The sequence below is a fragment of the Verrucomicrobiota bacterium genome (assembly GCA_038744685.1).
GTDB lineage: Bacteria > Verrucomicrobiota > Verrucomicrobiia > Opitutales > Puniceicoccaceae > Puniceicoccus.
Genome location: JBCDMB010000021.1, coordinates 1 through 12,773 on the forward strand (window position 1 = coordinate 1; position 12,773 = coordinate 12,773).

The 12,773-nt window shown below is 49.8% G+C and carries 13 protein-coding genes; 12 read left to right on the forward strand and 1 reads right to left on the reverse strand.

Annotated elements, in window-relative coordinates; genetic code table 11:
* Positions 1 to 867, reverse strand: an 867-nt coding sequence (locus tag AAGJ81_11625; protein ID MEM0966789.1) for a transposase, incomplete at its 3' end; no start/stop codon positions are given.
* Positions 868 to 979: 112 nt separating this feature from the next.
* On the opposite strand from AAGJ81_11625, the gene AAGJ81_11630 reads away from it, so the two are divergent.
* From AAGJ81_11630 to AAGJ81_11685, 12 genes are all read left to right on the forward strand, one after another.
* Complete coding sequence (locus AAGJ81_11630) at positions 980 to 1,510, forward strand: hypothetical protein (GenBank protein MEM0966790.1); 531 nt, start codon at positions 980 to 982, stop codon at positions 1,508 to 1,510.
* A 100-nt stretch (positions 1,511 to 1,610) separates the two neighbouring features.
* Positions 1,611 to 2,459 (forward strand): ABC transporter permease, encoded by an 849-nt coding sequence (locus tag AAGJ81_11635; GenBank protein ID MEM0966791.1) that lies wholly within the window; start codon positions 1,611 to 1,613, stop codon positions 2,457 to 2,459.
* A 1-nt stretch (position 2,460) separates the two neighbouring features.
* Positions 2,461 to 3,756 carry a polysaccharide ABC transporter ATP-binding protein gene (locus AAGJ81_11640; protein ID MEM0966792.1) on the forward strand — a complete coding sequence of 432 codons (1,296 nt, stop codon included), beginning with the start codon at positions 2,461 to 2,463 and terminating at the stop codon, positions 3,754 to 3,756.
* 65 nt (positions 3,757 to 3,821) lie between these two features.
* Positions 3,822 to 4,688: a 3-keto-5-aminohexanoate cleavage protein gene (locus AAGJ81_11645; protein ID MEM0966793.1), complete on the forward strand. Its 867-nt coding sequence runs from the start codon at positions 3,822 to 3,824 to the stop codon at positions 4,686 to 4,688.
* Between the two features lie 14 nt (positions 4,689 to 4,702).
* The gene (locus AAGJ81_11650) at positions 4,703 to 5,359 is read left to right on the forward strand and encodes a NeuD/PglB/VioB family sugar acetyltransferase (protein MEM0966794.1); all 657 of its coding nucleotides are present in this window, start codon (positions 4,703 to 4,705) and stop codon (positions 5,357 to 5,359) included.
* A 23-nt stretch (positions 5,360 to 5,382) separates the two neighbouring features.
* A complete protein-coding gene (locus tag AAGJ81_11655; GenBank protein MEM0966795.1) occupies positions 5,383 to 5,799 on the forward strand; it encodes an FdtA/QdtA family cupin domain-containing protein in 417 nt (138 codons plus the stop codon).
* Positions 5,781 to 6,926, forward strand: coding sequence for a DegT/DnrJ/EryC1/StrS family aminotransferase (locus AAGJ81_11660; GenBank protein ID MEM0966796.1), 1,146 nt, complete (start codon positions 5,781 to 5,783; stop codon positions 6,924 to 6,926). Before AAGJ81_11655 ends, AAGJ81_11660 begins: the two co-directional genes overlap by 19 nt.
* Positions 6,892 to 7,731 carry a sulfotransferase domain-containing protein gene (locus tag AAGJ81_11665; protein ID MEM0966797.1) on the forward strand — a complete coding sequence of 280 codons (840 nt, stop codon included), beginning with the start codon at positions 6,892 to 6,894 and terminating at the stop codon, positions 7,729 to 7,731. The genes AAGJ81_11660 and AAGJ81_11665 overlap by 35 nt, the downstream gene beginning before the upstream one ends.
* Before the next feature lie 33 nt (positions 7,732 to 7,764).
* On the forward strand, positions 7,765 to 8,664 hold the full coding sequence (locus tag AAGJ81_11670) for a glycosyltransferase (protein ID MEM0966798.1): 900 nt from the start codon (positions 7,765 to 7,767) through the stop codon (positions 8,662 to 8,664).
* Positions 8,665 to 9,744: 1,080 nt separating this feature from the next.
* Entirely contained in the window at positions 9,745 to 10,932 is a 1,188-nt protein-coding gene (locus AAGJ81_11675) for a hypothetical protein (protein MEM0966799.1), read from the forward strand.
* On the forward strand, positions 10,929 to 11,957 hold the full coding sequence (locus AAGJ81_11680) for a GDP-mannose 4,6-dehydratase (GenBank protein MEM0966800.1): 1,029 nt from the start codon (positions 10,929 to 10,931) through the stop codon (positions 11,955 to 11,957). Before AAGJ81_11675 ends, AAGJ81_11680 begins: the two co-directional genes overlap by 4 nt.
* Positions 11,954 to 12,772: a sulfotransferase domain-containing protein gene (locus AAGJ81_11685; protein ID MEM0966801.1), complete on the forward strand. Its 819-nt coding sequence runs from the start codon at positions 11,954 to 11,956 to the stop codon at positions 12,770 to 12,772. The genes AAGJ81_11680 and AAGJ81_11685 overlap by 4 nt, the downstream gene beginning before the upstream one ends.
* The last annotated feature ends 1 nt before the right edge of the window (position 12,773 follow it).

Consider the following 12,773-nt stretch of genomic DNA (forward strand, 5'->3'; position numbering starts at 1 on the left):
CGCTGAGAGCTGCGGCTGCGTAGCGGCCTGACTAGCGACAAAGGCCTCCGAGCCCAGAACCCTTCCGTCGGTGAAGTAGCGCACCCTGCAGCGCAGCACCACGGTCAGCGGCAGTTTACCCTTCTCCCTCTCCAACACCCGCAGGGCTTCCTCTCGGCTCAGGACAGCCTTCCCCTCTTTCTCCTCTGAACCTGCTCCGTAGAGGGTTTGTCGGTAGCCGGAGAGATCCCCCCCAAGAACCGAGAGGCCCTCGCGCGCACGGGTGCCTCCTCCAACCGCTTCCCCGTAACCGCAGAAGCGGTAGTCCTTAGGATCCTCTACTAGTTCGGCTCGGACCGCATTGAGGTCGATATAGGCCGCTACCGTCCGCAGTGCCCATCTCTCTCCCTCAACCAAAACGCTCTTGAACCGGTCTGACCACAACGGTCCGTAGCGCTCGTGCGTGCGATTGTACCAGAGGGTAAACCGCTGCTTCAATGTCTTCATCAGCCAAGAGACATCATGCATGCGTTCCAGCAGCTGACGACGCACAGCCTCCCCTGCGGAAGTAGAGAGCAGCCTCTCAAGCGCTCCAGCGCTCAGAGGCTGCCAGGGCGTCACCCGAGGGTAGAGCACCCCGTAACGCCTCACCAGTTCAGTATCACTGATCTCCTGCTTCTCCGGAACCTCTACCAGCAAATGGAAGTGGTTCTTCATCAAAGCATAGGTGATCACCCGCACCCCCGAAAACTCCGCTACCTGCCACAGCATCCGCCGAAGCACCTCCTTCTCCACCTCCCCAAACAAAGCCTCCCCATTCACCGTCCGGCTCATCAGATGATAATAACCCACTCCGTGTGCTACCAGTCGCCTACGCCTTCGTTTCATAGGTGAAAACTCACACTTTGTTTTACCTGCAAGTCAAATATAATAAACCTGGTTAAAACAAGTATTTTTATCGGACTTTTTTGTTTACTTTTTTCAGATAAAAATGAAATAAATGAAATTAGTGCAGGAAGTCGCTTCAAAAGCTGGGTTAGATCCAGCGATCTCATCCCTCCAGTTGGAGATGGTGGATTTTATGGTGCGGTTGTTTCGGTTGATGGGTTTGCCGAAAACGATTGGGTCTATTTACGGCTTTGTTTATTCCAGCCCGCGTCCGGTATCGATGGATGATCTTACTCAGGCGTTGGGGATCAGTTTGGGTTCTGCCAGCCAGGGGTTGCGGACGCTTAAGGTATTTCGGGCGATCAAGCCCGTTTATACCCAGGGGGAACGTCGTGAGCATTTCGAGGCAGAGACGGATTTTCAGCTCTTTGTGGGTGCTTTCCTCAAGGGCGAGCTGGAGCAGTACATTGAGAACACCGAAAGACGGACGGACCGGATGAAGGAATACCTTCGGTCTTTAGAAGATGGTGATGACGGAGAGTTTTTTCAAGAGAGGGTGGTTCGTCTCTCAACCATGAGCGAACGGGCGCGCAAGGTCCTTCCTCTTTTGAACGAGGTATTTACCTCAGAAGAATCAGACTAATCTGGCGGTCTACGAATCGCTCCAGACTGGATTCACTAGCCTGTACGGTGTGATTGTCCAGGGGCGGCAGCATAGCTTTACCATTTATTAAAAGACCACAATGAAGAAAACGACTGAAGAGTGGACCATTGAGATCACACCGGAACGCGGGATTTTTTCTATTCCTGTCCGGGAGATTTTTGATTATCGGGACCTCCTCTATCTTTTCGTCCGCCGCGATTTTGTAGCGACTTACAAACAAACTGTCCTTGGACCCTTGTGGTTCTTGATCCAGCCGATTCTTACTACGGTAATGATGGTATTCGTCTTTGGAACAATTGCTGGCCTTTCGACGGATGGTTTGCCGAAGGTGCTCTTCTACTTGTCCGGAGTGACCCTCTGGTTTTACTTTTCCTCGTCGCTGACAAAGACTTCGACGACTTTCACGGCAAACGCCCGATTGTTTGGGAAAGTCTATTTCCCTAGGCTTTTGGTTCCGATAAGCGTAGTCATCTCAAATCTGGTCCTCCTGGCGATTCAAGTGGGGCTATTTTTGGTATTCTACGTCTTCTACTATTTGAGGGGAGACGTAGATCCCAACCCAACTATTGCCCTGTTTCCGATCCTGATCCTGATTCTTGGGATGCTTGGTCTGGCTTCCGGCTTGGTGATCAGCGCACTTACAACGAAATACCGCGATCTCTCGAATTTGGTTTCCTTCGGTATACAACTCTTGATGTATGCAACGCCTATTATCTACCCGGTTTCAACGATTCCGGAGAAGTATCGGTTTATAATTGAAGCGAACCCAATCAGCGCAGTGATTGAAACGTTCCGACATGGATTTCTGGGGGTAGGAGAGTTTTCCTGGTTGGCGTTGGGCTATTCCTTCTCCTTCGCATGTGTCCTTTTGCTCACAGGAACGCTTATTTTTAACAAGATTGAAGCGACCTTCATGGATACCGTCTGAAATGGCCTCAATCTTGATCGAAGATATCTGGAAAGAATATCGTCTCGGGACGATCGGTGGGGGCACCCTGGTTAGCGACTTGCAGTCTCTGTATTCTCGTATTCGCGGAAAAGATGATCCAAACTCAAAAATTGACTTGTTGGGAGAATCGCGTGTTACACGGATCGAGGAAAAGCGTTTTTTCGCACTTCGAGGAATCAATCTCGAAATCAATCAGGGTGATATTGTGGGGATCATCGGGAAGAATGGTGCCGGCAAGTCCACACTTTTAAAGATACTGGCTCAGATCACAAAACCGACCCGAGGTAGCATTAAGGCCAAAGGACGGATTTCTTGTTTGCTTGAGGTTGGAACCGGATTTCACCCTGAGCTGACTGGCGGTGAAAACGTTTATCTGAATGGAGCGATACACGGAATGTCTCGTCGAGAGGTAAAAAAGAAGTTCGACCAGATTGTAGAGTTTTCGGGTGTAAGTGATTTCGTTGATACGCCGGTGAAGCGCTACTCCTCCGGGATGCACGTTCGTTTAGCTTTCGCCGTAGCGGCCCACCTTGATCCGGATATTCTGGTTGTCGATGAGGTCTTGGCGGTAGGTGATGCAGATTTTCAGAGTAAATGCCTCGGAAAAATGAAAGAGGTCAGCAAGGAAGGACGCACCGTTCTATTTGTCAGCCACCAGATGAATGCCGTTGAGAATCTATGCAACAGGGGAGTGATCATCGACGAAGGCTTAGTTACTTTTCAAAGCGATAGTATCTCAACGGTCATTCGAAATCATGTTCTGGGTGATCCCTCGGAGTCGAAGGTAGTGCCTGTCTGGGAGAATTTGGATGGCAGTTACCAATCCGCTTACTTTTTTCCAAAGAATCTCTCGCTTTTGGATGAGAACAGGCAGCCGGCTCGGTCTGCCGTTCGTAAAGACGAGGATCTCTACGTGGAGATACAGTTCGATGTAGCTGTAGAAGAGCCCAGGTTGATTGTCGGTATTGAGCTGCGAGACGAAAATGCCCGGACAGTTTTTAGCTCCACTCACACCGATAGCCAGGGGACAGATCCGACCCGCATTGGTGCTGGGAGGCAGACTCTTCGAGTATGCATTCCGCGTCACTTTCTGAACGAGGGAATCTACTTGGTTAAGCTTCGTGCTTCGTTATTCAAAAAGGTTTGGCTCGTCAATCCCGCGACAGACAGCATCGAATTCAGTTTCCAAGTGCAAGGAGGTTTGAGTGACTCGCCCTATTGGCACAAACGGCGCGATGGTCCTGTTGCGCCTATTCTTAACTGGGAGTTGTCATGAATTTTTTTTCTAAAATCTCTATTTAACAGTGTCGCCTATCCTTGTTTTGTCCAAAGCTCACAAACATGAACCTAATCATTAACTTTACGCCTACGGGAATGATTCCCACCAAAGAGATGACGCCGCACGTGCCGATCTCTGTAGAGGAGATTATCGAAGATGTTCGCGTCGCTTCCCAGATCGGCATATCGATGGTCCACTTGCATGCGAGAGAGGCGTCAAACGGGGAGCCGACGCATCAGCCCGAACTTTATGGGGAGATTATTGAAGGTATTCGTGCGTTTGATCAGGAGTTGGTCATTTGTGTGTCTCTCAGTGGGCGAAATGTGAAAACCTTTGAGGCTCGGTCTGCACCCTTGCAATTGCTGGGTGAACAGAAGCCAGATATGGGAAGCCTTACCCTGAGTTCTTTAAACTTCAATAAGGTCGAAAGCGTCAATTCACCATCGATGATTCAAGCCCTGGCTAACGAGATGCTGGAGAAAGGTATTCTACCAGAGCTAGAGGTCTTCGATATCGGTATGATCAACTATTCGAAATACCTGATTCGGAAAGGGCTTCTGAAGGCACCGCATTATTTTAATCTTCTCTTCGGAAATATTGCTTGCTCGCAGGCGGATCTCACCATGGCCGGACTCATGGTGCGGGATCTTCCGGAGGGGTCTTTTTGGAGCTTTGCGGGGATCGGTGACGCGCAGTTGATGATGAATTCAGTCGGAGTAGCCAGTGGTTATGGCGTTCGTGTCGGGCTTGAAGATAACATCTGGTATGATGATAAGCGGAACAAGCTTGCCACAAATGCGGATTTGCTCAGAAGAGTCCACGTGGTTGCAGAGGCCAACAACCGAAGTGTGATGACAGCCCTCGAGTTGAGAGGCCATTTGAATCTGCAGCCGGGGAGAGGATTCTATGGCCGGGCAACCAGCACGTAATCTAGTGATGCAAGATGGTGAAAGATAATCCTGTTTATTTTTACGGGGTTGCTTCTTCGTATACGAAAGACTGTGCAGAGATTGCTGATCAGTCGAAGAGAAAAATACTCGGCTATATTCACAATCAGCCGACAGAACCAGTTCCAGACGGCCTGGAGCCGCTTTTTCAGATTAGTGACCTGGGCCACTGTGATCGTAACATTCCAGTGGTGATTCCCCTGATTACGCCGAACTTTCGAAAGAGGCTGAAGGTCGAGGTTCTCGATCATGGATTTCGCGCTTTTGCCGATATGCTACACCCTTCTGCAGTAATCGCACGATCCTGTCGTTGGGGACCAGGGCTGAGTGTCAATGCGGGCGTGGTGGTTGCTGCCAACACCCACTTCGGAGAACATGTCTTGATCAACCGAAGTGTCTCCATCGGGCACGACGTCGAAGTTGAGGACTACGTGAGCTTTGGTCCAGGTGCTGTTCTGGGCGGGCAGATCAAGATTGGCGAGGGAGCCTTTATCGGAGTCAACGCGACGATTTTACCGGGTGTCGTGGTTGGGCCTAACTCGATCGTTGGAGGTGGAGCGGTTGTGACCAAAGAGGTTCCTGCCAACTCGGTCGTCGTGGGTAATCCTGCGACTGTTATTCGGACAGGGATTCAGGGCTACAACTCGAATTAGAAAGCACTTTGAGCTTGTTCGAAATGGATCCAAAGAGTCCTAGAGTATCCTATGTAGAGTTCTCTCCGTTCACGGATTCCCGTGGTCAGCTCGTGTCGATTGAAGAGAACGTCAGTGTGCCTTTTCCCATAGCTAGGATCTACTACCTGTGTGGGACGCCGGGAGGCTCCCGCCGCGGAGATCACGCCCACAAAACTCTACGCCAAGTTGCAGTCGCTGTTGCAGGGTCCTGTGAAACGACTTTGGACGAGGGTGCCGGCGAGGTGACTGTTACTCTCAACGGCCGTGATCGGGGAATCCTGATTGAGCCCGGCGTATGGCATACCATGCATACGTTTTCAGAGGATTGTGTTCTTTTGGTATTAGCCGACCAGCCTTACGAGGAGGAAGATTACATAAGAGATTATGATGAATTCTTAAGATGGATCCAGAGAGCATAAAGTTCCTCGATCTCAAAGCCGTCAACGAACAGTACCGGGACGAAATTGACGCAGCAATTGCCCGCGTCCTAGATTCGGGCTGGTATCTGCTTGGGCAAGAGGGTGAACTGTTTGAGCAAGAATTTGCTGAGTATTGCGAAGTCAAGCACTGTCTTGGCGTAGCCAATGGTCTTGATGCGCTCATTCTCATTCTCATGGCCTATTGTGAATTTGGATTCATGGAGACCGGCGATGAGGTCATCGTTCCAGGGAATACCTGTATCCCGTCGATTCTTGCAATCACCCGAGCCGGCTTGAACCCCGTCCTGGTCGAACCGGATGAGCGCACCTACAACATTGATCCTGCGCTGATCGAGCTAGCGATTACCGATCGGACTCGGGCGATCATGGCGGTCCACCTCTACGGACAGTGTGCGGACATCGATCCGATCATTACGATAGCCGAAAAGCATGGTCTTAAGGTCATCGAAGATGTTGCTCAGGCGCAAGGAGCGACCTATCGAGGGCGGAAGGCTGGATCACTGGGAGACGCTGGAGCTTTCAGCTTCTACCCATCGAAGAACTTGGGTGCACTGGGGGATGGCGGCGCGGTTACGACCGATGATTCGGACCTTGCAGGGGCGGTAAAAGCGCTCCGGAACTACGGATCGCATAAAAGAAATTACAATAAATACAAAGGCCTCAACAGCCGCCTTGATGAGCTTCAAGCGGCTATTCTTCGCGTGAAGCTCCGTCACCTTGGCTCAGACAACGAAAGGCGGGAGACTCTAGCGTGTGCTTACCAGAGCGAACTGGGTATTTTCAATCACCTGAGGTCGCTCATCCTCCCGTATGTGGCAGACTACGGGAAGCACGTTTGGCACCTTTTTGTTATCCGTCATCCTCAGCGAGACCAGCTGGCGGAGGCACTGTTGGCGAAAGGTATTCAAACCGCAATTCACTACCCAGTGCCTCCACACAAGCAGGACGCCTTTCCGGAATTACGCCGGTTTTCGCTACCGATTACGGAGGTCATTCACCGGGAAGTGTTGAGTCTGCCGATCGGGCCCACGATGGGTTCCTCTGAAGTCGAATATATTATTAGGCAAGTAAATGAAGTGCAATCTGTTGGTACCGGGATTTGCTAAGTGTGCGACAAGTAGTCTCCACAAATACCTGGATCTGCATCCTGAGATTTGCATGTCATCCAGAAAAGAGCCGCATTATTTCTCGTTAAAGGCAGTTTATGAAAAAGGGGCGAGCTGGCATGATTCACTATTCGACCATGCAGATGAAAATTCCAAATTTTTCGGTGAATCGAGTACAAGCTACTCAACTTGGGAGCCCGCTTTAGTCCGAATCAAAAAGGAACTGATTCGACCTAGAATTATATTGATTCTAAGAGACCCTTTGGAGCGACTCTTGTCTCACTACCGATGGATGTATGCTATTGGTTTTGAAAACGAAAAACTCCCCAAGGCCTTGAAAGTTGAAGCAGGATCTCCTGTCGATATAGAGATCAGTAGAGGGGGTTGTTATCCTTGGTACTTTCGAAAGAGTAAGTATAGCTATTTTGTCCCCTTAATTGAGATCATTTTTGGCGAAGAGAATGTTCTTCTGATTCGAACCGAAGACTTGGCTCAGAAGCCTTCCAAGGTGATGGATTATTGTTTCAATTTTCTTCAAGTGGACGCTTTTGATATTGGTGAATCCCGAATGGAATTTAACAAAACTGCCAACAAGAGAGTGCAAAATGGAGCGTCTATAGTCTCTTTGCACGATAAGCTTCCTAGTCGTTTTCGCCACATGATAAAGCCTTACTACGGAAAGCTATTGACGTTGTTAGGGAAAAGAAAGCGAGTAGCACCGGAGCCAAGTGATGTTTTCCTAGACGATTTGAGGGCGCTTCTTGAAGATGACTTCAAGGAATACAGCCGGGCTACTGCCTTGTAACGGAAGGATATTATAAACAGGCAAAATCCAAAGGTGACTGTTAGGATGTCTGCCTACAACCACGAGAAATTCGTGGAGCAGGCTATACTATCCATTTTCACTCAGACCTACCAAGATTTTGAGCTCATCGTTTTGGATGATGGATCTTCGGATCGAACTCCCGATATACTCGAATCACTCAGCCAGAAATACGGGTTCTTTTTCAAAAGACAGAGTAATCAGGGTATCGCGAAGTCTTACAACCAACTGATTCATATGAGTCGGGGAGTTTATATTACAGGTTGTGCTTCAGATGATTTCTGGCCGCCTACGCGGCTAGAGCAGCAAGTGGCCTTGCTGGATGCGAAACCGGATGTAGACCTTGTCCATGGACGTGCGTCCATTGTAGTGAATGGAGAAGTGCGTTATGGAGATGTAGAAGGCGGCAATCCTTTTGTAAACGGGACAAATGAGTTTCGGCCATTCCTCCGCTGGAAGCGAAATTTCGTTACAGGGAGCAAGATGGTGAGGACCGAGGTTTTTGAGAGAATCGGTTACTACCGCGAGGATCTCCAGATCGAAGACTTCGATTGGTGGCTTCGGGCGACCCGGCATTTAAACATCCACTTTGAAGATCGCGTTTGGTTGTACTATCGACGCCATGACGGCAATTTTATTAAGGATCCCGAGAAAGCTAGCATCTGGTGTGACGACTACTACACGGTCTGTCGAGAGTTGGGTTTGCGAAATGGTCTTCACTGTTTTTTTGGTGGTTTGAACGTGCTAATTCAGTGCGAGAATACTGCGGGGAGGCGCCGTCGATTTGCCTATTACGTCCTTCTTCCATTCGCATTAGTAAACAAGAGAACGCGACGGACTTTTGAGCGTTTCGCTAAGAAGGAACTTAGGGCATTACGTAATCGAAACAGACTGCTTAGAAGTCTAACAGGCTGAACTGCCCTAAAGTTGCCAAAGGGATAAAACTTCGTCGATTCGAAGCGGATACTGTCTTTTTTTGGAATCTTGATTCTCACATTTTGGTACCAATTTCTCAAATACACTACGCCCGTTGGCGAGGTGATCTGAGATGCCCTTTAATCTTGGTTGGATAATGCAGGCAGATGTCAGGAATTTGGAAGCAATCGTGGTGGGGGGGTTCCCCAAAAGTGGTTGCACTTGGTTGACCCGCATGGTCGCAGACTTGGTCGAGTGTCCCGTCGTTAATTTTTTAGGGGCGAAAAACGATTACCATGAAATCGCCCGCGAAGGTGAATCGCGGCATTCGCGATTTGGGTGTTATAAAAGCCATTTCGATCTAGACCAGTTGGATAGATGGCCAATTCGACGAAGTCGGGTGGTCTATATTATCCGTGATCCGCGCAGCATATTTCTATCAGGAATCGATCACTTCGAATTCAAGGCTGTTGAGTTTTTTCCTCGTATTGCCTATACACGGAACGGAAGGAAGTTCGTCGATTTTCTCTTCAAGAAGAGGTTCTTTAGGGGGTTTCTGTTCGAAAGAATTTTGATGAAGGGTAAGGCGCCTCCACGGTTCTCAATAACGAAATCATGGGATGAGCATGTGCTGTCTTTTTTGGACTCTGGTGTTCTATGCTTACAATACGAAAAACTACTGGATGATCCCTTCGAACAGCTTCGACTGGTTCCAAGCCACCTAGAAATGGAGATCGAAGATAACCGAGTCGAAGAGGTCATTGACAGACAATCATTTTCCAAGCGGAAAAAGGAGTTTGAGGAGAAAGGGGATCACAGACGTGCCAGCTTTTTGAGAGAGGGCGCTCGGGATCCTTGGAGAAATCAAATGGGAGCCAAAAGATCGGATCGAGTTTTTAGTCGCTTCAAACCGGTTATGAAGCGTTTGGGATACGAAGCTTGTTAGAGCTCGACCGAAGGTCGGCGTCTTTCATTGTAAAGTCGGCTCTAACTGGAGTTCAGTTTTATCAATGAGGCCCATTTCGCTCGAAAGAGATCTTCCGGTGAGAACTCAAATTCCGAACGGGAAACGATACGAGAATGATTGATCATAGTCATTCAGGAAACAAACAGCTTGTCCTCGCCGATTGGTCGGCTGGTGGACACAACTCTTTGTATTTGAATCTGATTGTGGAATCCGCCAGTAGCGACTTCGACCAAATTGAAGTGCGTTCTCCTTACCGAGAGTGTTTTTCCGGGCTAAACAAAGGTCCTGACTATGGCGTTCTCTGGAGAGAGTTTCGCAAACGGCGTTCAACCCGATTTCCTTTGCCTCGTAGTATTCAGGGGCAGGCTGGTGCTTTCTTTGCGGGAAGAGCTTTGAGGAAATCAGTATTTGGAGGATCGTTTTCAGGGGACACAACGGTGTTTTTTCCGTGTCTTTTCGATTGGGAGAGTTTCTACATTCGTTGGTTTTTTCGGGGTTTTCGCCGCTCTGCGATCGGCCTTCTGGTTGCCGCAGATTTTCTTCGTAATGAAAGCGTGGAAGGAGAGAAGCTGTCTTCGGTTCTGCGACGAAGTCCGTTGAGGCGGTTGGCAACGCTTGATGAGTACCGGGTGGAAGAGCTTCAGAAACGGATCGGTCCGCAGAAAACTGCATCGTGGTTGCCGGATGTGACTTTTTCGAGCTGCGTCGATTCCGGAAAGGTGCACAACCGAGCGATGGAGGCTGCTACTGGACGTCCAATCGTGCTGCTGATTGGACGCCTTGCTGCCAAAAAAGGCATCGTACGTTTCATAGATCTGGCAAATGCCGATGCGGAAGAAAGCTGTCTTTTTGTAATGGCGGGGGAGTGGCTTCCAGAAACCCTCCGGGGTTCAGAGCGGGGTTACGTAGAAACTGCGCTAGAGGAGAGAAGTAACCTTCTCTTGCTCGAAGGGAAAATCCCGTTGGAGGAGGAATACAACGCAATAATTCGTGACGCGGCATGGGTTTTTCTTGGCTATGAGGATTTTTCAGGGAGCTCAAATAACCTTACAAAAGCCGGGCTTCTAGGAACACCAGTGGTCGCAGAAGAGGGATACCTTTTGGGCGACCGAGTAAAGAGATATGAACTAGGCATTCTCATGGAGAAAAATGAACCCGCGGAGGTGACCTGGAGTAAGATGTGCCGTTTCAAAGAGAGTCACGATTGGCGCCAGAAAGATCTTTGCTCACAGTTCCGAGACTCGTTTTCAGGGGAACGATTTGGAGGTGAGCTACGAAAACTCCTCTTCTCAGATTCATGAAAACCGCGCTGATTACAGGAATTACCGGACAAGACGGCTCTTATCTTGGCGAGTTTCTTCTGGCGAAAGGTTACGAGGTTCACGGGATCGTTCGCCGGGCAAGCATGTTCAACCGCTCTCGTATCGAACACTTGCGGGCAGATCCAAAAGTCTACGGGGAGAGGCTGTTCCTACACTACGCGGATCTACAGGATGTAACTAGCTTGAGGAGGATATTCCGAGATGTGGCACCAGTCGAAGTATACCATCTTGCCGGCCAAAGTCATGTTGGCTTGAGCTTTGCAGTTCCTGAATCGACGCTCCAAGAGGTCAGTGTCTCCACGCTTTCCATTCTCGAAATTTGCAGAGATCTTCCCGTTTCCCCCCGCATCTATCATGCCTCGTCAAGCGAGGTTTTCGGAATCCCGGATACAGTGCCACAGGATCTTTCGACAGCATTCCGGCCCGAGAACCCTTACGGCTGTGCCAAAGTCTTTGCGACCTCGATGTGTCGCGTTTACCGTCGGGTGCACGGACTGTTTGTGGTTTCTGGAATCGCCTACAATCACGAATCGCCGCGACGGGGTGAGAACTTCGTCACTCGAAAGATTGCATCAGCGGCGGCGAGGTGGCACGCCGGCGATCACACTCCAATAGAGGTTGGAAACCTCGATGCTGCTCGTGATTGGGGATACGCGCCCGAATATGTCGAAGCTTTCTGGAAAATGCTTGGGAGAGAGAATCCGGAGGACTTCGTTCTGGCCACTGGAGAGATGACGCGGCTGAGAGATTTCATCTGCCATTGCTTTTCTGCGGCAGGAATTGATTTGAATTTCGAAGGTCAGGGATTGGAAGAGAGAGCAGTGGACGCGGAATCAGGGAAGGAGGTTCTTCGTGTCTCGGAACGGTTTTTCAGGAAAGTAGATACAGGTAATCTTGTGGGCGATCCCTCGAAGGCGAAAGAGAAACTCGGGTGGAAAGCGGAGACCCGAGGGATTAGGTTGGCGGAGGTTCTTGTTCAGGCGGAGATTGACGCATTCGTGTGAGTGCTGATTTGGCCAAGAGGTGGCGACAAGCAACGGCGTCTTTGCGGTTGTTGCCAGACTTCATTATTCCGGGAGAAGCGAAATGTGGAACAACGTCACTGTATAATTATCTGTGCCAACATCCGGGAGTCTTGGCGGCATCGATGAAGGAGCCGAACAACTTCTGGCGCCACGGAGCAAGTCCGTTCCAATGCCGGCAGTACTATCCTCTGAGGTCCCTAGAGTTTTTGCGGGTGTTGCGAGGCCAGCGAACTACTACCGGTGAAGCAAGCCCCGAGTATCTAAGCAAACCCGGAGTGGCTCGTTCGGTTCGGGAAGTTGTTCCGGAAGTGAGGTTGATTTTCCTATTCCGGGATCCGGTTGAAAGAGCTTTTTCGGATCATCAAATGCTAGTGAAAGCGGGTGTCGAGAAGGGTTCTTTCAGGGATAGAATAAAGGCCTCTCTTAGTTGGTGGAATGGAGCGGATACTCGTGAATTGCTTATAGCGTGCAATGGACTAGAGCATCATCCCGGCCGCTATTTGCTGCGCGGCTTGTACGCCGACAATCTCGTGGAGTGGACGAAGGAGTTTACCCATGCAAAAATGCTCTTCGTGGAAAGCGAGGAAATGTTTGAGAACCCTCAAGAGGTGATGAAAACGGTTTTCGGTTTTTTGGGATTGGCGCCTTGGGAGGGGGGCGATTGGCCCATCCTAAAGAAAGGTGAGTATGGGGAGGATTTTGATCCGGAGCTCAGAGAAGAGCTAAGAGAGTTTTATCACGAGCCAAACCAACGGCTTGAGAGGATAACCAACCGGAAATGGCGATGGGCTTGAG

What these genes read in the sequence shown, in the direction of transcription:
- AAGJ81_11630 (MEM0966790.1), top strand. Translation starts at nt 980, where the DNA reads ATGAAATTAGTGCAGGAAGTCGCTTCAAAAGCTGGGTTAGATCCAGCG.
- AAGJ81_11635 (MEM0966791.1), top strand. Translation starts at nt 1,611, where the DNA reads ATGAAGAAAACGACTGAAGAGTGGACCATTGAGATCACACCGGAACGC.
- AAGJ81_11640 (MEM0966792.1), top strand. Translation starts at nt 2,461, where the DNA reads ATGGCCTCAATCTTGATCGAAGATATCTGGAAAGAATATCGTCTCGGG.
- AAGJ81_11645 (MEM0966793.1), top strand. Translation starts at nt 3,822, where the DNA reads ATGAACCTAATCATTAACTTTACGCCTACGGGAATGATTCCCACCAAA.
- AAGJ81_11650 (MEM0966794.1), top strand. Translation starts at nt 4,703, where the DNA reads ATGGTGAAAGATAATCCTGTTTATTTTTACGGGGTTGCTTCTTCGTAT.
- AAGJ81_11655 (MEM0966795.1), top strand. Translation starts at nt 5,383, where the DNA reads ATGGATCCAAAGAGTCCTAGAGTATCCTATGTAGAGTTCTCTCCGTTC.
- AAGJ81_11660 (MEM0966796.1), top strand. Translation starts at nt 5,781, where the DNA reads ATGGATCCAGAGAGCATAAAGTTCCTCGATCTCAAAGCCGTCAACGAA.
- AAGJ81_11665 (MEM0966797.1), top strand. Translation starts at nt 6,892, where the DNA reads ATGAAGTGCAATCTGTTGGTACCGGGATTTGCTAAGTGTGCGACAAGT.
- AAGJ81_11675 (MEM0966799.1), top strand. Translation starts at nt 9,745, where the DNA reads ATGATTGATCATAGTCATTCAGGAAACAAACAGCTTGTCCTCGCCGAT.
- AAGJ81_11680 (MEM0966800.1), top strand. Translation starts at nt 10,929, where the DNA reads ATGAAAACCGCGCTGATTACAGGAATTACCGGACAAGACGGCTCTTAT.